General features: G+C 67.5%; 15 protein-coding genes and 1 other RNA gene. 5 read left to right on the forward strand and 11 right to left on the reverse strand.

Annotated elements, in window-relative coordinates:
- The first annotated feature begins 30 nt into the window (after positions 1 to 30).
- An RNA gene (gene rnpB / locus ACO1X9_RS07350) (RNase P RNA component class A) lies at positions 31 to 407 on the forward strand.
- 80 nt (positions 408 to 487) lie between these two features.
- On the opposite strand, the gene ACO1X9_RS07355 is transcribed toward rnpB, so the two are convergent.
- The 3 genes from ACO1X9_RS07355 to map all read right to left on the reverse strand — a co-directional run bounded on the left by ACO1X9_RS07355 (position 488) and on the right by map (position 2,536).
- Entirely contained in the window at positions 488 to 691 is a 204-nt protein-coding gene (locus ACO1X9_RS07355; RefSeq protein ID WP_486350171.1) for a cold-shock protein, read from the reverse strand.
- 138 nt (positions 692 to 829) lie between these two features.
- Positions 830 to 1,636 carry a polyphosphate--glucose phosphotransferase gene (gene ppgK, locus ACO1X9_RS07360; RefSeq protein WP_486350172.1) on the reverse strand — a complete coding sequence of 269 codons (807 nt, stop codon included), beginning with the start codon at positions 1,634 to 1,636 and terminating at the stop codon, positions 830 to 832.
- A gap of 15 nt (positions 1,637 to 1,651) precedes the next feature.
- Positions 1,652 to 2,536, reverse strand: a complete 885-nt coding sequence (gene map, locus ACO1X9_RS07365) for a type I methionyl aminopeptidase (RefSeq protein ID WP_486350173.1) — start codon at positions 2,534 to 2,536, stop codon at positions 1,652 to 1,654.
- A gap of 35 nt (positions 2,537 to 2,571) precedes the next feature.
- Here map and ACO1X9_RS07370 point away from each other — a divergent pair, with 35 nt between their 5' ends.
- Entirely contained in the window at positions 2,572 to 2,742 is a 171-nt protein-coding gene (locus ACO1X9_RS07370) for a methionine aminopeptidase (RefSeq protein WP_486350174.1), read from the forward strand.
- Here ACO1X9_RS07370 and ACO1X9_RS07375 read toward each other — a convergent pair.
- The 4 genes from ACO1X9_RS07375 to ACO1X9_RS07390 are packed head-to-tail and all read right to left on the reverse strand — an operon-like array spanning position 2,739 to position 6,669.
- Positions 2,739 to 3,509 (reverse strand): DUF72 domain-containing protein, encoded by a 771-nt coding sequence (locus tag ACO1X9_RS07375; protein WP_486350175.1) that lies wholly within the window; start codon positions 3,507 to 3,509, stop codon positions 2,739 to 2,741. The two genes, ACO1X9_RS07370 and ACO1X9_RS07375, sit on opposite strands and share 4 nt — an antisense overlap.
- A gap of 7 nt (positions 3,510 to 3,516) precedes the next feature.
- Positions 3,517 to 4,335 carry a 3-methyl-2-oxobutanoate hydroxymethyltransferase gene (gene panB / locus ACO1X9_RS07380; RefSeq protein WP_486350176.1) on the reverse strand — a complete coding sequence of 273 codons (819 nt, stop codon included), beginning with the start codon at positions 4,333 to 4,335 and terminating at the stop codon, positions 3,517 to 3,519.
- A gap of 25 nt (positions 4,336 to 4,360) precedes the next feature.
- On the reverse strand, positions 4,361 to 4,930 hold the full coding sequence (locus ACO1X9_RS07385) for a GNAT family N-acetyltransferase (protein ID WP_486350177.1): 570 nt from the start codon (positions 4,928 to 4,930) through the stop codon (positions 4,361 to 4,363).
- 8 nt (positions 4,931 to 4,938) lie between these two features.
- Complete coding sequence (locus tag ACO1X9_RS07390) at positions 4,939 to 6,669, reverse strand: NAD+ synthase (RefSeq protein ID WP_486350178.1); 1,731 nt, start codon at positions 6,667 to 6,669, stop codon at positions 4,939 to 4,941.
- Between the two features lie 58 nt (positions 6,670 to 6,727).
- On the opposite strand from ACO1X9_RS07390, the gene ACO1X9_RS07395 reads away from it, so the two are divergent.
- The 3 genes from ACO1X9_RS07395 to ACO1X9_RS07405 all read left to right on the forward strand — a co-directional run bounded on the left by ACO1X9_RS07395 (position 6,728) and on the right by ACO1X9_RS07405 (position 12,409).
- Positions 6,728 to 8,065, forward strand: a complete 1,338-nt coding sequence (locus ACO1X9_RS07395) for a glutamine synthetase family protein (RefSeq protein WP_486350185.1) — start codon at positions 6,728 to 6,730, stop codon at positions 8,063 to 8,065.
- Between the two features lie 21 nt (positions 8,066 to 8,086).
- Positions 8,087 to 10,987, forward strand: coding sequence for a bifunctional [glutamine synthetase] adenylyltransferase/[glutamine synthetase]-adenylyl-L-tyrosine phosphorylase (locus ACO1X9_RS07400; RefSeq protein WP_486350179.1), 2,901 nt, complete (start codon positions 8,087 to 8,089; stop codon positions 10,985 to 10,987).
- Positions 10,988 to 11,062: 75 nt separating this feature from the next.
- Positions 11,063 to 12,409 (forward strand): UDP-glucose dehydrogenase family protein, encoded by a 1,347-nt coding sequence (locus ACO1X9_RS07405; RefSeq protein WP_486350180.1) that lies wholly within the window; start codon positions 11,063 to 11,065, stop codon positions 12,407 to 12,409.
- 7 nt (positions 12,410 to 12,416) lie between these two features.
- On the opposite strand, the gene ACO1X9_RS07410 is transcribed toward ACO1X9_RS07405, so the two are convergent.
- The 4 genes from ACO1X9_RS07410 to ACO1X9_RS07425 form a co-directional block, all read right to left on the reverse strand.
- Entirely contained in the window at positions 12,417 to 14,183 is a 1,767-nt protein-coding gene (locus ACO1X9_RS07410) for a serine/threonine-protein kinase (RefSeq protein WP_486350181.1), read from the reverse strand.
- A 145-nt stretch (positions 14,184 to 14,328) separates the two neighbouring features.
- Positions 14,329 to 14,976: a hypothetical protein gene (locus tag ACO1X9_RS07415; RefSeq protein WP_486350182.1), complete on the reverse strand. Its 648-nt coding sequence runs from the start codon at positions 14,974 to 14,976 to the stop codon at positions 14,329 to 14,331.
- A gap of 7 nt (positions 14,977 to 14,983) precedes the next feature.
- On the reverse strand, positions 14,984 to 17,833 hold the full coding sequence (locus ACO1X9_RS07420) for an HsdM family class I SAM-dependent methyltransferase (RefSeq protein WP_486350183.1): 2,850 nt from the start codon (positions 17,831 to 17,833) through the stop codon (positions 14,984 to 14,986).
- Positions 17,834 to 17,988: 155 nt separating this feature from the next.
- A partial coding sequence (locus ACO1X9_RS07425) for a glutamine synthetase family protein (RefSeq protein WP_486350184.1) occupies positions 17,989 to 18,620 on the reverse strand: 632 nt, incomplete at its 5' end.

An 18,620-nucleotide genomic window follows, 5' to 3' on the forward strand; every position in this document is an offset into this window, starting at 1 on the left:
CACCGGCGAGAAGTAGACTGGAGAGGCGAATGGGGCGGCTGGACGGTCGCGTTGCGGGCAACCGCACCGAGGAACGTCCGGGCACCGCAGGGCAGGACGGTGGGTAACGCCCACCCGGAGCGATCCGCGAGAAAGTGCAACAGAGAGCAGACCGACCGCATCCTCGGATGCGGGTAAGGGTGAAACGGTGGTGTAAGAGACCACCAGGGGCCCGAGTGATCGGGCTCGCTGGGTAAACCTCGCCCGGTGCAAGGTCAGACAGGGAACGTCGACGGGGCCCCCCGAGTTCCCGGGTAGACCGCTAGAGGGCTGCGGCAACGTAGTCCCGAGAGAGATGGCCGTCACCCTGCCGGTTGTGGCGACACAGCGGCAGGGGACAGAACCCGGCGTATCGGCCGACCCGTTTGCACCCGCCCCGCCCGGCGACGCCGGACGACGAACGCGCCGCCCCCCGACGGGGACGGCGCGTTCGCGAGGTGGTTTGGGGTCAGGCGATCTTGATGCTCGCGGCCTGGGGGCCCTTGGGCCCATCCGTGACCTCGAACGTGACCTTCTGGCCCTCTTCGAGTGAGCGGTAGCCGCTCGCCTCGATCGCGGAGTAGTGGGCGAACAGGTCCTGAGATCCGTCGTCCGGGACGATGAAGCCGAAACCCTTTTCGGCGTTGAACCACTTCACGGTTCCAGTGGGCATTACGAACTGCTTTCTTGGCGCTCGACTCCGTCGTTCGGAGCAACTGGCCCGACAGTAGCGGACGAGATACCGCTCTGTCAGCACCCTCGTGCGTAACTTCACGCAACCGAAATATGTCGCGGATCGACGTTTTCGCGTTCAGACGGCGTCGAAGGCGGCCGCGATCGGATGCCCTCGGTGGGCGGCAAGCCACGCGGAACCGAGGATCCCCGCGTTGTTGCGCAGCGCCGCGGGCACGATCGGCGTGCGAAGGCTCAGGAGCGGAAGGAACTCCGCCGACTCCTTCGACACCCCGCCCCCCACGACGAACAGGTTGGGCGAGAACAACATCTCGAGCGTGCCGTAGTAGCGCTGCAGGCGCTTGGCCCAGTTCTTCCAGCTGAGTCGTGCCCGCTCCTTGGCGGCGAACGACGCGCGCGACTCGGCATCCCGGCCGTCGACTTCGAGGTGGCCGAGCTCGGTGTTGGGTACGAGGACCCCGTCGTAGAGCAGGGCGCTACCGATACCGGTGCCGAGGGTCGTCAGGATGACGAGGCCCTTCACGCCCTTGGCGGCGCCGAAGTGCAACTCGGCGACGCCGGCGGCGTCGGCGTCGTTGACGAAGACGATGTCGCGCCCGAGGGTCTTCTCGAAGAGCGTCTCGGCTTGCAACCCGATCCACCGCTTCGAGACGTTCGCGGCCGACATCGTGTGCCCCTTGAGCACGACGGCGGGGAAGCACACCCCGACGGGGAGCTTGCGGGCGCTGTCGCCGAAGCGTTCCACGATGCTCTCGACGACGGCGAGGATGTCCGCGGGCTCGCCGCCCCTCGGGGTCGCCTCCTTGAAGCGTTCGCTGACGAGCTCCCCGGTCGTGACGTCGACGAGGGCGCCCTTGATGCCCGTCCCGCCGATGTCGATGCCGATCGCCACGTTGTTCACCCTTGAATCCGCCGTCGTCGCCATGGCCGACATCCTTCCTTACGGGAGCGTGAGGATCTCGGTGCCGCGCTCGGTGACGACGATCGTGTGCTCGAATTGCGCGGTGAGGCTGCGGTCGCGCGTGACGATCGTCCAGCCGTCGGGCCACTCGTCCCAGGCGATCGTGCCGGGCGCGTCCGGCGTGCCGAGGGTGAGCATCGGTTCGATCGTGAACACCATGCCGGGCTGGATGAGCTCGGCATGGTCGGGCGCCGCGTCGTAGTGGGGGATGACGAGCCCCGAGTGGAAGGTCGCGCCGACCCCGTGCCCGGTGTAGTCGCGCACGACGCCGTAGCCGAACCGGCGCGCATAGCTCTCGATCGTGCGACCGATCACATTGATCTCGCGACCGGGAGCGACCGAACGGATGCCGCGGGTGAGCGCCTCGCGCGTGCGGTCGATGAGGTCGGCGACTTCGGGCTCGACGTCGCCGACGGGGAACGCGGCACAGAGGTCGCCGTGCATCCCGTCCTTGTACGCCGTGATGTCGACTTTGAGCACGTCGCCGTCGCGGAGTTCGGTGTCGTCCGGGATGCCGTGGCAGATGACCTCGTTGAGCGAGGTGCAGATCGACTTGGGGAAGCCGCGGTAGCCGAGGGCCGACGGGTAGGCGTCGTGCGACATGAGGAACTCGTGGCCGATCGCATCCAGGTCGTCGGTCGTCACGCCGGGCCTGATCGCCTTCGCGACCTCCTCGACCGCCTGCGCGGCGATCCGGCCGGCCGCCCGGATACGTGCGACCTCCTCGTCGGTGTACCGGTCGTCGCCGTCGTAGGGGCGCGGGCCGGGACGTCCCACGTACTCGGGTCGCGGAATCCGGTCGGGCACGCGGCGCGATGCCCCCACCCGACCCGGGAGCAGATGGCCGGCGTCGTTGCGAGGCATGCCCCGAGTCTACGGAGCGGGCGTAGGCTCGGGGCATGAGCGAGTGGTGGTACAACCACGTGACCGGCGAGGTCGAGGAGGGCGCGCAGTCCCTCGGATCGGATCGTGACGGCCCGTATGCGAGTCGGGAGGAGGCCGCGCGGGCTCCGGAGATCGCGAAGGAGCGTTCGCGCGCCTGGGCGGCCGAGGAAGCCGAAGAGCGCTAACTCGGCGGTCGAGTAGCGGCCGCAGGCCGCGTGTCGAGACCCAGTGCCGAGAGCAGCGCCTCCGCGTCGTGCGGGGAGTGCCGCTTGTTCTCGGTGACGCAGTACACGTACGCATCCCGCCCCGCGGCGAGTTGTGCGCGCGTCCAGTCCGCCCACGGAGCGACCCCGGCCGCGCCGTAGCCCTGCGGATGCCGGTCGAGATCGCCGTGCAGCCGCGCGTAGGCGAAGTCGGCGGTCGGCCAGTCGAGCACGGGCCACCCGTGCGCGGTGTCGCCGAGCACGACGGCGACGCCGTGCCGTTCGAGCTGGGCGCGGAATCTGTCGTCGGCGAACGACGGATGGCGCGCCTCGATCGCGTGCCGCAAGCCGGTGCCGTCGAGCGCCGCGAGAAAGCCTTCGACCGTCGCCTCGTCGTAGGCGAGCTCGGGCGGCAACTGCCAGAGCAGCGGACCGAGCTTCGGCCCCAGCTCTCGCACGCCCGAGTCGAGGAACCGGGCGACGGAGGGCGCGGGGTCCTTCAGGCGTTTGACGAGCGCCGTGTACCGATGGGCCTTGACGGCGAAGACGAACCCCTCGGGGGTCGCGTCCCGCCATGCGACCCAGGAGGCGGGCTTCGGTGCCGCGTAGAACGACGAGTTGATCTCGATCGACGTGACGCGCGTCGCGGCGTGGGCGAGTTCGTCGGCCTGCCGCAGTCCGGGCGGGTAGAAGGTGCCGCGCCAGTCGGGATAGACCCAGCCGGCCATCCCCACGTGCGCGCGGGCCACGGTCGACCTACTCGTCGTACGAGTGCTCGGCGGTCGGGTACGCGCCCGACGCGACGTCGGCGGCCCACGCCTGCGCGGCATCCGTGAGGACCGCGGCGACGTTCGCGTACTGCTTGACGAACTTCGGGATGCGCCCCGTCGTGAGCCCGGCCCAGTCGGTCCACACGTTGAGCTGCCCGTCGCAGTGCGGTCCGGCGCCGACGCTGATGGTCGGGATGCCGAGCTCCTGCGTGACCCGTTGCGCGGCCTCGCTCGGCACCATCTCGAGCACGACGGCGAACGCTCCGGCATCCTCGACCGCGCGCGCGTCGGTGAGCAGCTGCTCGACGCCCGAGTCGCCGCGCCCCTGGATGACGTGTCCGCCGAGCTGGTGCTCGCTCTGCGGGGTGAAGCCGATGTGCGCCATGACCGGGATGCCGGCCGCGACGATGCGACGGATCTGCTCGGCGCTGCGGACGCCGCCCTCGAGCTTCACGGCGTGGGCGCCGGTCTCCTTCATGAACCGGAACGCCGTGTGCAGCGCCTCGTCGGAGCTCGTCTCGTATGACCCGAACGGCATGTCGGCGATGACGAACGCGCGCTTCACGGCGCTTGCGACGCCGCGGGTGATCGGGATGAGGTCATCCACCGTCACCGGCACCGTCGTGTCGTAGCCGAAGACGTTGTTGCCCGCGGAGTCGCCGACGAGCAGGAAGTCGATGCCCGCCTTGTCGAAGATCGCCGCGGTGAGCATGTCGTACGACGTGAGCCCCGTGATCTTGATGCCCTGCTGCTTCGCATTCGCGAAGTGCCGGGTGCGAACGCGCTTCACGACGTCGTCTGCCATGTGCCCAGGCTAGCCCCGATGCGCGTCAGGCTCCGGCGCAGGCCTCCCACTCGCGGCGCAGGATCGCGTAGTCCAGTTCGGTCGTGAGCTCGCCCTTGAACACCTCGTTCTCGACGAGGCGCGCCTCGAGGCGCATTCCGAGCCGCTCGCAGAGCCGGGCGGATGCCGTGTTGCGCTCGTCGAGGCGGGCCACGACGCGGCGGAGATCGACACCGCCTTCATCGAGCGCACCGAACGCCCAGTCGAGCATCGCCGCCGCCGCCTCGGTCGCGTAGCCCTGCCCGGCGACCGCGGGATGGAACACCCACCCGATCTCGCCGTTGCCGTGTTCGCGCGACTTCAGGAACAGGATGACGTCGCCGACGAGCTGTCCCGTGTCGCGGAGCTCGGCCCCCAGGGTGACGTGCTCGCCGTCCTCGACGAGCTCGGTGCGGAACCACTGCGTCTCGAGGCGGCGGGCGATCTCGGCGGCGTCCATCGGCGGGAACGGCAGGTAGCGGCACACCTCGGGGTCGCCGCGGTAGGCGAGCAGCGACTCGGTGTGCGCCGCCGTGAGGGGGCGGAGCACGAGTCGCGCCGTCTCGAGAGTGGTCACGGCGCGCTTCAGCCGGCAGGTCGTGAGGTGATCGGCAGGCGGCGGTCTCGACCGAACGCCATCCCGGAGACCTTGGGGCCGATCGCTCCCTGGCGGCGCTTCCATTCGGCGCGGTCGACGAGTTTCGCCACGAATTCGACGGTGGCGCGGTCGAAGCCCGCGGCGACGATGTCTTCACGGCCGAAGCGCTGCGTCACGTAGAGCTCGAGGATCTCGTCGAGCAGCTCGTACGGCGGGAGGGTGTCCTGGTCGGTCTGGTCGGGCCGCAGCTCGGCGCTCGGCGGCTTCTCGATCGACGCGACCGGGATCGGCTCGACCTGCCCGAGTGACCGCGCGTGCTCGTTGCGCCAGCGGGCGAGTTCCCAGACGAGCGTCTTGGGCACATCCTTGATCGGCGCGAAGCCACCCGCGGTGTCGCCGTAGATCGTCGAGTAGCCGACCGACACCTCGGTCTTGTTGCCGTTGGTGAGCGCGAGGTGGCCGGCGCGGTTCGACTCGGCCATCCACAGCATCCCGCGCACGCGTGCCTGCACGTTCTCGGCCGGAACACCCTCGAGCCCGAGTTGCTTCTCGATCACCGCGACGATGTCGCCGATCGGCTCGACCGAGTAGTGGAAGCCGATCCGCTCGCCGAGATCGCGCGCGTCGTCGACCGACCCTTCGGACGAGTACCGGGAGGGCATCGAGATGCCGTAGACGCGGTCGGCGCCGATCGCGTCGGCCGCGATCGCCGCGCACACGCTCGAGTCGATGCCGCCCGAGACCCCGAGCACCACCGACGGGAAGCCGTTCTTCTCGACGTAGTCGCGCAAGCCCAGCACGAGGGCGTTCCAGAGCTGCTCGCGGTCGTCGGGCAGCACGGCGATGTCGGGCTCGAGGGGGACCTCGACGGGCGTGCGCGCCTCGACGTCGACCCGGAGTACGTCGACCGGCACGTTCTGGTCGCCCGCGGGAGCGGGGTCGACATCGACGACGAGGAGGTGCTCGCGGAACTGCGGCGCGCGGGCCAGGATGGTGCCCGACCCGTCGACGACGACGGAGTCGCCGTCGAACACGAGATCATCTTGGCCGCCGACGATGTTGACGTAGGCGACGATCGTGTCGGTCTCGACGGCGCGGCGGGTGACGAGGGGGAGTCGCACCTCGTCCTTGTCCCGCTCGTAGGGGCTCGCGTTGAGCACGAGCAGCAGCCCGGCATCCGCGTCGAGCACACGACCGACGGGGCCGCCGTCGCGCCAGAGGTCTTCGCAGACGATGATCGCGACATCCACGCCCCGGAGGCGCACGACGAGCAGCTCGTCGCCCGGGATGAAGACGCGGTACTCGTCGAAGACCGAGTAGTTGGGCAGGTGGTGCTTCGCGTAGCGCGCCCGGATCGCGCCGCCCTGGATCACCGAGGCGCAGTTCTGCGCGATCGCCGTCGGGGCGTTGCTCGTGCCGAGCACGCGCGGCTCGAAGGGACCGTCGGGGTGCCCGACGACCACGACGAGGTCGCCGAGGCCCTCGTCGGCGAGTCGCGCGGGGAGGGCGTCGACGGCGGCGCGCGCCGCGCGCAGGAACGACGGCTGTGCGGCGAGATCCTCGATCGGATACCCGGAGATCGCCATCTCGCCCGTGAGCAGCACGTCGGCGCCGCGCTCCCACGCCTCGCGGGCGGCCGCGACGATCTTGTCGGTGTTGCCGGAGAAGTCCCCGACGATCGGGTTGGACTGCGCGAGCGCCAATCGCAGACGGGGCATGTTGCTAGCCTAATGAGGCGCCGGGACGGCGCATTCTCCCGTGACCAGTGAGGCCCCATTGGACAAGCAGCGCGACTTCGTTCTCCGCACGATCGAGGAGCGCGGTGTCAAGTTCGTGCGCCTGTGGTTCACGGACGTCGTGGGTCAGCTCAAGTCGGTCGCCCTCGCGCCGGCCGAGGTCGAGGGCGCGTTCAGCGAGGGCGTCGGGTTCGACGGCTCCGCGATCGAGGGACTGAGCCGCGCCTACGAGGCCGACATGCTCGCGCTGCCCGATCCGTCGACCTTCCAGATCCTGCCGTGGCGTGGAGAAGTCGACCCGACTGCGCGCATGTTCTGCGACATCACGACGCCCGACGGCGAGCCCGCGGTGTCCGACCCGCGCAACGTGCTCAAGCGCGCCCTCGCGGCGGCGGCGGACCGGGGCTTCACGTTCTACACGCACCCCGAGATCGAGTTCTACCTGCTCAAGTCGAGCAAGCCCGAGAACGGGGTGCCGGTGCCGGTCGACTCCGCGGGGTTCTTCGACAACGTCCCCGGCGGCACGGCGAACGACTTCCGCCGTCGGTCGGTGCGCATGCTCGAAGACCTCGGCATCTCGGTCGAGTTCAGCCACCACGAGGCGGGCCCGGGGCAGAACGAGATCGACCTGCGCTACGCCGACGCGCTCACGACGGCCGACAACATCATGACCTTCCGCACGGTCGTCAAGGAGGTCGCGATCGAGCAGGGCGTCTACGCGACGTTCATGCCGAAGCCGTTCTCCGACCACCCCGGATCGGGCATGCACACGCACATGTCGCTCTTCGAGGGCGACACCAACGCCTTCTACGACGCCGGCGGGCAGTACCAGCTCTCGGCGATCGGCAAGCAGTTCGTCGCCGGCCTGCTCACCCACGCGCCCGAGATCACCGCGGTCACGAACCAGTTCGTCAACTCCTACAAGCGGCTCTGGGGCGGCGACGAGGCGCCGAGCTACGTCACGTGGGGGCACAACAACCGCTCCGCCCTCGTGCGCGTGCCGCTCTACAAGCCCGGCAAGGGGCAGAGCGCGCGCATCGAGTACCGCGCGATCGACTCCGCCGCGAACCCGTACCTCGCCTACGCGCTCCTGCTCGCGGCGGGGCTCAAGGGCATCGAAAACGGCTACGAGCTCCCGCCCGAGGCGGAGGGCGACGTGTGGGGCATGACGAAGGCGGAGCGTCGCGCGCTCGGCTACGGCAGCCTGCCGGCATCCCTCGACCACGCGCTGTCGATCATGGAGGACAGCGAGCTCGTCGCCGAGACCCTCGGCGAGCAGGTATTCGAGTACGTGCTGCTCAACAAGCGGCGCGAGTGGTCGGCGTACCGGTCGCGCGTCACCCCGTTCGAGTTGGAGAGCAACCTCGAGATCCTCTAGCCCTCGAGGCTGAGCACCACCATGACGCGGACGACGACGACGCTCACCGAGCTGGCCCGGCTCGGGTTCGCCGACCTGAGCGCGGCCCGCGAGGCCCTCGCCGAGGTGCCGGACGAGCTCGTTCCCGTGTTCGCCCTCGCGGCCGACCCCGACCAGGCGCTGCGGCTGCTCGTGTCGCTCCGTGCGTCTGCTGCGAAACCCACTGCCGCACTCCTGAACAACGTCGGCGCGACCGAGCGCCTCATCCGCGTGCTCGGCGCGTCGTCGGGGCTCGCGACGTTCCTCGAACGGCATCCGGAACGCCTCGACGTCTTGTCGGCGCAGCTCGACGCCCCGGCCGGCGCGGAGGACGTCGCCGCGCGCTTCGCCGAGGCCGTCGAGGGACTCTCGGGCGAGCCGGCGTGGAACGCCCTGCGCGCCGCGTACCGCACCGAACTCGTGCGCCTCGCGGCATGGGACCTCGAGCAGCCCGACGGCACGCTCGTCGTCGATCGCGTCGCCGCAGCCCTCGCCGACTTCGCCGGTGCCGCGCTCGACACGTCGCTCGAGCTCGCCCGACGCGTGTCGCGCTTCCCGGCCGACGAGGTCGCGGCGACACCGCTCGCGATCATCGGCATGGGCAAGTCGGGCGCCCGCGAGCTCAACTACCTGAGCGACGTCGACGTCATCTTCGTGACCGACGGGGGCGACCGTGCCGTCGAGATCGCGACGCTGCTCGCCCGCGAGACGATGCGCGGCATCGCCGAGCTCGCCGTCGAGCCGCCGCTGTGGGAGGTGGATGCCAACCTACGGCCGGAAGGCAAAGACGGTGCGCTCGTGCGCACCCTCGACTCCCATCTCGCCTACTACGAGCGCTGGGCGAAGTCGTGGGAGTTCCAGGCGCTGCTGAAGGCGCGTCCGCTCGCCGGCGACCGCGAGCTGGGGGAGCGCTACGTCGACGGCGTCGCCCCGATGGTGTGGTCGTCGGCGTCGCGCGACGGATTCGTCGAGTCGGTGCAGGGGATGCGCGAGCGGGTCACCGCGCACATCCCGCCCGACGAGGTCGACATCCAGCTCAAGCTCGGCCCCGGTGGCCTGCGCGACGTCGAATTCACGATCCAGCTGCTGCAGCTCGTGCACGGGCACGCCGACCCCGCTGTGCGGCGCCGCTCGACGCTCGACGCGCTCGACGCGCTGGCCGAGGGCGGCTACATCGGACGCGCCGAGGCCGCCGAGTTCGGGCGCGACTACCGGTTCCTGCGGCTGCTCGAGCACCGGCTGCAACTCTCCCGCTTACGCCGTACGCATCTCATGCCGCGTGAGGAGGAAGCCCTTCGCGTGCTCGGGAGGGCGTCCGGTCTCGCGACGACCGCCGATGGCCTCCTCGAGGCCTGGCAGAAGGTCAAGCACGAGGTTCGCACTCTCCACGAGCGGCTGTTCTACCGCCCGCTGCTGTCCGCCGTCGCAGCGCTCCCCGAAGACGGCTACGCGCTCACGAGCGAGCAGGCCGAGGCGCGACTCGCCGCGATCGGCTTCCGCGACCCGCGCGGCGTGCTGCATCACATCGCGGCGCTCACCTCCGGGATGTCGCGGCGCGCGCAGATCCAGCGCAACCTCCTGCCGGTCATGCTGCAGTGGTTCGCGGAGGGCGCCGATCCGGATGGCGGCCTGCTCGCCTTCCGCCGCCTCTCCGACGACCTCGGCGAGGCGTACTGGTTCCTGCGGATGCTGCGGGATTCGTCCGGCGCGGCCCACCGACTCACCGCGGTGCTGGCCGGGTCGAAGTTCGTCGGCATCCTGCTCGAGCGCTACCCCGAGGCGGTCGCGTGGCTCGAGAACGACGGCGAGCTCGTGCCGCGCCCGCTCGCGTCGCTGCTCGACGAGACCGCCGCGACCGTCGCCCGGCACTGGGACGATCAGGATGCCGCCGCGGCCGCCCTGCGCACCGCCCGACGGCGTGAGGTGCTGAGGCTCGCGCTGGGCGCCATCCTCGGGGTCGTCTCCGTCGAGGAGCTCGGGCAGGGCCTCAGCGACATCACGACGGCGATCCTCACGGGCGTGCTCGCCCTCGTGCACCGCTACGGCGACGGCGTCGAGTTCGGGATCGTCGCGATGGGCCGCTACGGCGGCGAGGAGCTCGGCTTCGGCAGCGACGCCGACATCGTCTACGTCTACCGTCCCTCGGGGGTCGACGGGGAGGAGGCGCAGCGTCGCGCGGAGCACATCGTGCACGAGCTGAAGCGGCTCACCGAAGACCTCCGCCTGCCGCTCGACCTCGACACGGGCCTGCGCCCCGAGGGACGGAACGGCGCGATCGTGCGCTCGCTCGACTCCTACCGCGCGTACTACGAGCGCTGGTCGCTCACCTGGGAGGCGCAGGCGCTGCTCCGGGCCCGCGGCGCCGTCGGTGATCGTGCGCTGCTCGACGACTTCGAGACGCTCGCCGACGAGACGCGCTACCCGGCAGCCATCGCAGCTGCCGACGTGCGCGAGGTGCGGCGCATCAAGGCGCGCGTCGAATCCGAGCGTCTGCCGCAGGGTGCCGATCCCGCGCGTCACCTCAAGCTCGGCCGGGGATCGCTCTCGGATGTCGAGTGGTTCGTGCAACTGCTGCAGCTGCAGCACGGCGCCGCGGTGCCGGGGCTGCGCACGACGTCGACGCTCCGGGCGCTGGATGCTGCCGTCGAGGCCGAGCTCGTGCCCGCCGACGACGCGGCCCGGCTGCGCGCCGCGTGGCTCATCGCGTCACGTGCACGGTCGGCGATGACGCTGTGGACCGCGAAGACCGCCGACGTGCTGCCGACGGATCGCGCGCAGCTCGAGGGAGTCGCCCGGCTCATGGCGTACCCGCCCGGCAGCGCGTCGCGCCTCGAGGGCGACTACCTGCGCACGACCCGCCTCGCCCGGCAGGTTTTCGAGAAGCGGTTCTACGGCGCGGGCTGACCTGTCGCCCGGCGTTCACCGGTCGTTCGCGTGTCGCCCGCCCGCCGGTTCACGGCCCGGGCGTGCACTGGCGGCATGCGCGTCAGTGTGATCGGAACGGGATACCTGGGAGCCACCCACGCGGCCGCCATGGCCGAGCTGGGATTCGACGTGGTGGGGGTGGATGTCGACCCCGCCAAGGTCGCCTCGCTCGCCGCGGGACACGTGCCGTTCTTCGAACCCGGGCTGCCCGAGCTGCTGCAGAAGCACCTCGCGACCGGCCGCCTGCGCTTCACGACCGATCTCGCGGAGGCCGTGGCGGCATCCGACGTGCACTTCGTCTGCGTCGGCACACCGCAGCAGTCGGGGTCGTCGGCGGCGAACCTCGATCACGTCGAAGCCGCGGTCGCGGGTGTCGCCCGGGCGATGACGCACGACGGCGTCGTGGTGGGCAAGTCGACGGTGCCGGTCGGCACGGGGGAGCGGCTTCGTGTGCTGCTCGCGGCGCTCGTCCCGGACGGGGTCGCCGCCGAGCTCGTGTGGAACCCCGAGTTCCTGCGCGAAGGCCGCGCCGTCGAGGACACGCTGCATCCCGACCGCATCGTGATCGGCGGTGCCTCGGCCGTGGCAGAGGGGATGCTGCGCGAGCTCTACGGGCGACCGATCGCCGATGGGGTGCCGGTCATCGTCTGCGACCTTCCCACCGCGGAGCTCGTGAAGGTGAGCGCCAACGCGTTCCTCGCCACGAAGATCTCCTTCATCAACGCGATCGCCGAACTGTGTGAGGTCGCCGGAGCCGACGTGACGGTGCTCGCCGACGCGCTCGGGCACGACGCTCGCATCGGGCGTCGCTTCCTCAACGCGGGCCTCGGCTTCGGCGGCGGCTGCCTGCCGAAGGACATCCGGGCGCTCACCCACCGCGCCGGGGAGCTCGGGGCGCCGGGTATCGCGTCGCTCATGCGACGCGTCGACGAGATCAACATGCGGCAGCGTGAGCGGGTGGTCGAGCTCGCCCTCGCAGCGTGTGGCGACTCCCTGCTCGATGCCCGCATCGCCGTGCTCGGCGCCGCCTTCAAGCCCGACACCGACGATGTGCGCGACTCGCCCGCCCTCTCGGTGGCCGCCGCTCTGCACCTGCGGGGCGCTCAAGTGTCCGTGTACGACCCGGCAGCAGGGGAGACCGGACGCCGCACCTTCCCGACGTTGCGGTTCACCGACGACATGGATGCCGCGGTCGCCGACGCCGACGTCGTGCTCGTGCTCACCGAGTGGCCGGAGTTCACGACCGCCGACCCTTCGACGCTGGCGCGGCTCGCGAGGGGTCGCACGGTCGTCGACGCGCGCAACTGCCTCGATGCCTCCGCCTGGCGCGCTGCGGGCTGGACGCTCCACGCTCTTGGCCGGGCGAGCACCGCCGAGACCCGGAGCGCCGTCTTCGCTTAGCTGGGCACTAGGTGGCCTTGAGCGCACCGAGCACCTTCGCCAAGGTCACAGGGATCTGGAAGATCGGGTCCCATACCAACGCCACTAAGTCGTCATACTCAGCTGCGGGCCTCAGCAGGTCGTCGATATCTGCCTCAAAGACTGAGTGCTGCTCTGCGCAGGACCGAGCCAGCTCACCGAACCGGACGTATTCGTCGAGCCCTCGAAAGTGAATCGAGTACTGTCCGTCGACTCTCGCCGCCCAGGTCACACGCCACTCGCGTTCGAGTAGGCGCAGCACGTCGATGACTGAATCGTCAGGCGGCGCGAAGAGGTCGGCCCCGAGCGCGGAGAGGCGGCTGTCCTCGAGGTCTGTCGTCTCCCAGCAGATTTCGACACTGCGTTCCAACCCGACCTCCTCGAGACTCGACGGGGACAGCTCGAAGCGATCAGTTCGGAGACGACGTCTCAGATGGGTGAGCAGCCAGATGATCGGAACTTCCACGAGGTCTTTACGGACAGATTCGAATCCTGTGTCACCGATCACCCTGCGCGCGACACCGAGGATTTCTTCGCAGTGATAGTCCTTACAGAACCGGAAGTAGTGAGCGGCAAGTTGCGGCAGCCCGTCCCACAGGGAGCCGCGTGGTACCGGATGCCTCTCTTGAATGCTTTCGAACTCGCTGAGGAGGCCTGCCTTGTGAGGCGAAACGATGACATCGATGTCTGAGTCACGCCATTCGCCCGTGCCCTCGTACTCGAACTTTGATTTGCACGCGTTGTAGAGAGCCGATTGGACGCACACGTTGTAGAGCCAGGTTCTCACCCGATAGTTGATCTCGCAGTGATAGTTGTGGTTGTAGCGAAGAATCTCATCCGCGTCCGCGCGCTCGAAGATGAACTTCGACGACAGGACATCCTTGGCGGCTCGCACGAGGACCGCGTCCGCGTCAGCACGTGCGACCGTCGCACTCGCGCGGCCCAGCATCTCCGAAATCTCGTCGAGAGTCGACTCGACTTGCTTGCGGGCAAGTGACAACAGGTCGCAGACGGCATCGATCGAGATCCGCTGTCTCGCGTCCTGAAACATCATGCGATCAGCGAGTCGATCGAGGTCTGCGAGAAACGGGTGGATGTCGCCGATGCGCTCGTGCCCCACCCCGCGCGAGTTGTGCTTGGTGAACGCCTCGATCAGGATCAGGCCGAGAGCGAAGACGTCGGCAGGCGCCTCGACCGAGCCGACGGTCTGTCTCCCCATTTGCTCAGGCGCTAAGTATGTGCGATTGGCCAGCAGATCGCCTTGGCGAGTGATTGTGGAATCTTTGAAGTGCGCGATCCCGAAGTCGGCCAACACCAGCAGCCGACTCTGTGGGTCGACGAGAACGTTCTCGGGTTTGAGATCGCGGTGGACGATGCCTTTCGAGTGAACGTAGGCGAGTCCATCGCTCAACTGCGCGATGTAATCGAGCAGCACGAGATAGTCATGTTCCGTTTCAATGACTTTTCGCAGACTGTCCGGAAACAGATCCATCGTGTAGACGAACGCTTCGTCATCTTCCGCGTGGGCGTGGATCTTGATCACGTGATCGTGGTTGGCGGTCAGTCCGAATTCGATCTCATTGCGGAAGCGCTCGTTGCGTTGGCTCGATGGTGACTTGGGGATTCGCTTCATCGCGTACTCGCGGCCGTCGTGCGAAGACCGGACGCGAAAGACCTCGGCGGTGCCGCCCTGACCGAGTTGACTCAACACGGTGTAGGTGACTCCGTCGATCTTCGTGATTGAGCCCTTCTTCACAGCCTTCAAAGTACTTGAGGACCGCGCTCCCGAAGAAGCGCGGCTCCCGCGTGCTCCCATGCGCGGGTGAGACCCGCCGCCCGCGAGGTCGCTGCGGCGCTCTGATCACGCCCAGCCCGCATCACTGCAGAGACCACAGCGGGCTCTACTGATCGGGCAACACGAGCCAAAGATGCTGGAGGTTGAGCTTTGGGCTGATCGCCCTTGCGTGGGCAGAAGTACGCCAGCCGGTTTGCCGCTGCGAGGACAGCCTCACAATCTCGTGCGTCGGACCCATGAGTTCATGCGCCAGGACGTACCGATTCACTCGTCGCCGTAGACCCGCGGTTGTAGCTTGCTGTACGTAGCCGACCATCACGGCGAATGTGTCGTTCGGCGCGTAAGTCGAGTCGACGAACCGTGCCATGCCGGCATCCACATACTCCTTGCACCACCTGCCCTTGCTCGCGAGGCGTTTTGCCTCTACCACAACCGCGCCGCCGCGAACTTGGATGCGCAGATCGGCGCGAGCCGCCGTCGTCACCGATTCGGTCGCATTGATCATGCCGGGGGTCGGCATGACAGCTTCGAACCCGATCTCGAGCACGCCGAACTGAAGGTCCGCGCGCTGAGCTTCGCGAAGCCAGCGATACAGCTGAATCGAGCAGTTGACCTCGCGGTGGTCGAACCTCTGCCACTGGTTCTGTTCCCATAGATCGGCTGCGCTTTCAAAGATGTCGTGCACGAGCTCCGGGAGTCGACGCAGAGCGTCCGCATGGATGCTCGCATGCATTCGTCCCTTGATGCGTCCCATTGCCTGTCTAAGCACGCGCACCAACTAACGCCCCGAAAACGTCTGCTGCGTCTCGCGCGGAGCTACTGGCCATCCAGCAGGAGAGCCGGTTGGGTTTGACTATGTGAATACGCACGCCGTCTAGAACGATGGCTTGCGGCTCGACCATGGTTGCGGATGAGAGAGCGTCGTTAAGCATGGAACTGTCGGTCTTGAGCAGGCTCGCGACAGTGAAGTCCGAGGGCTCGATAAGCGCGGCAGGAGCCCCTTTTTCAAGGTCGTCGTACACGCAGGTTACGCGCGCAAAATCTTCGCGTCTCTCGGACACCTCTACAGTCCAGCTGTGTGGCTGAAGCTTGTCCATTCTGGCCTTTAGCGCGCGGGTGTAGGACTCAAACTGCACTTGGTCGGGAGCCAGATACGCGTGCGAGAGCGACCCCTGCTGGTACTCAGAGAAACGCACGTCTAATGCATCGGCCACGACCTGCTGCTCGGCGGTAGTTAGGCCATAGGCCCTGGCAGCAACCCGGTCCAGCGCCGGCCGCCACTCGTGTTCGGCCTTCGCGGTTGCCGCAGCGGAAGTGATCGAAGCCAGGTCGGCCAATACGCGGGGCTCAAGTCTCGGTAAAGGGAGGGTCAACCACTCTTGCAACTCGACCTTGTCTCGTTCGACCCCCCAAGAACTCGCGGTCATGAAGTACCAGTACTGCGCCACTGAGGAGTTCAGCAGTGCTGCCACGGCTTGTAGAAGCTGTTCATCCTTCGCGTCGCCGGCGATCGCAAAGACCCCGTCCGTGAACGCGGCGTCGTAGGGCGCGTAGGCGGCCACAGTCGAGTTCGTGACGCCGTTCCTGAGGAGGATGTGTGGCCCTAGGAAGATGGCACGATCCCTCGGTCTGTGCATGGTCTGGGCGGAGGAAGGTGGCAACAACTCTGTTGGTGGGACCATTGCTCGAATGTCGCGAGTTCGGATCCGTGATATGTCGTGGAGGTGGGATGCGTCATTTTGATCTCCGCCGCTCTCCTGATACCCCGTCCCGACGACCCAACCTCGTTCTTTCGCGTGGGAGAACAGCGAGTAAGAACTTTCACGAAGGAGGGATACCAGGGCGACGTCTTCTGCTCCGCCCCAGAGAAGCGTCTTCCAGAGGCGTGGGTTGGAGCGAATCGTCGCGGAAGCGACGCGCTGAATATTTTGCTGCGGAATCGCAATGCCATCCACGATTTCGGAGATTGGCGTGCGCCTCGGGGAGACGTGTAGTACGTCCCCTTCGGCCTCCACACGGGACGGGCCGAAGATCGTTATGGCGGCTGGACTGATCGCCACCCCGAAGAGTCCATGACGTAGCGGCGAGAGATCGATGATCGTCTGTACGTCGAGCTGCGCGAAGAATTCCGCCCGGAAGCGCTCCGCGGAAGCGCTCTGATTGTGAAGGATAGTCTTCGCAGGCAAGACGAGGCCCGCGACGCCACCTGGGCGAAGCATCTCGGCTACCCTCCACACGAAAGCGGCCGCGATCTGTCTGTCTGGTACTGCATGCTCCGAGCGGGCAGCGTATTGCAGGGCAGCCTCGCTCAACTTGCTTTGCCAAGGCGGATTCCCGGCGATGACGTCGAACTCGTGGTTGCTCAGTGCGTGGTCGTCGAAGTAGTCCGCAGCTACGAGGTTCTCGCCGACAAGCCGCGGAAGTCGAGCTTGCAGCCAGATAGTCCGCGGGTCCACGTGTTCGAGCAGCGCAAGGTACAAACCGAACGCGGCGACTCCGATGGCATCGCGATTCCTGTCAACTCCGAAGACCGAACTGACAAGAAGGGCTTTCAATTGTTCGTAACCGAGAGGCCCCCCAAGGGCCCGAGTCTTTCGATCGACGAGTCGGCGGAAGGCTTCCGTGAGGAAGATGCCCGACCCGCATGCAGGGTCGAGTACCGTCACGCCCTCTTCCGAGTGCTCTCCGGGCGGGATCAACTCATCCAAGACGAGGTCCACCACATGGCGGGGCGTGTAGAACGCCGCATCGGCCTTTTGTTGGTCGGCGAGGAGTTGCTCGTAGATCGAGCTAATGAACTCAGCCGGGATGATCGAGAAGTCATAGGGCCACAGCGCTGCTTGGCCGGTCGTGAGGTTGTCGCCGTGGAAGAAGCGCGACAGGTCGATGAGAGCCTGTCGTGGGATGGGCCGTTCGAGCGCGTCGGGACGGAACACGTCGCCGCTGAAATGCTCTGACATCGCAGCGAAGAAGGCGGTAAAGCCTTCCCAACCAATCGCGAGGGCGTCCTCGAGAGATGGCGGCTGCCCGAGGCTAAGCAGTTCATTCGGTCCGAGAATCCCGCGATCTTCTAGGTAGCGAACAAAGATCGTGCGACCGAGGAGTGGCTCAATTTCACTTTCAAGCACGCCGCCATCCAGCAGCCGCTCGCGGAGCACTTGAAGGTTGCGCAACAGTGATTGATCAACACGATCTTGCTTGCTCAGCTGCCGTCCGCGGCTCCGATGCAGTTTTCCTGATTCAACGCCGAACCGTGTGAAGTCCGCAAGAACGCGAGATGCCTCGAATCCTGGAGCCGCGCGTTCGAGTAGGGCGGCGTTGGGTTGCGAGTCACTCGGAGCTGTATTGCAGCTAAGAACCAGGACTTCGGTATCGGTTGCCGCGATCAGGAGCGGGACTCGACCGTAGTTCCAGAGCCGGCGGTGCGCGCGCAGGGCGTCATCGTGAGTGTCTGCAGCGAAAAAGGCCACGACGGGGACGGCGCCCTTGAAGAACGCCGAGGTCATTCCGCACTTGTCGCGTAGATCGTGCCAGACCACGTCGCGAGGGCCTTCACCAGCGTCGGCATCCACGTAGCCTCGGCCATCGCGATAGCCGAGATCGTCGATCACTCTGGTTAGTACTTCCTGGCTACTCATGTCCCCTCAACCGTCTGCGCCAGCATAGGGATTGCCACGGACGTGACCATGGATTTTCCACGGATTGTTGTACGCGAAGGGCCGCGCCCCCGAAGGAACGCGGCCCCCGCGTGCTGCGGTGCGGGTGATTACACCCCGTAGTAGAGCTCGTACTCGAACGGGTGCGGACGCTGCGCGAACGGGAGGAGCTCCTTCTCGCGCTTGTAGTCGATCCACGTGTCGATGAGGTCCTGCGTGAACACGCCACCCTCGAGGAGGAAGTCGTGGTCGGCCTCGAGGGCGACCAGCGCCTCACCCAGCGAGCCCGGGAGCTGCGGGATGTTCTTGGCCTCCTCCGGCGGGAGCTCGTAGAGGTCCTTGTCGACGGGCTCGTGCGGCTCGATCTTGTTCTTGATCCCGTCGAGGCCCGCCATGAGCTGCGCGGCGAACGCGAGGTACGGGTTGCCGGAGGCGTCGGGCGCGCGGTACTCGATGCGCTTGGCCTTCGGGTTGGTGCCCGTGATCGGGATGCGGATGGCCGCCGAGCGGTTGCCCGCCGAGTAGACCAGGTTGACCGGAGCCTCGAAGCCGGGGATGAGGCGGTGGTAGGAGTTCACCGTCGGGTTGGTGAACGCCGCGATCGCCGCCGCGTGCTTGAGGATGCCGCCGATGTACCAGCGGGCGATGTCGGAAAGCTGGGCGTAGCTGTTTTCATCGAACATCAAGGTGTTGCCGTCTTTCCACAACGACTGGTGGCAGTGCATGCCGCTGCCGTTATCGC

This window comes from Pseudolysinimonas sp. (assembly GCF_057350545.1).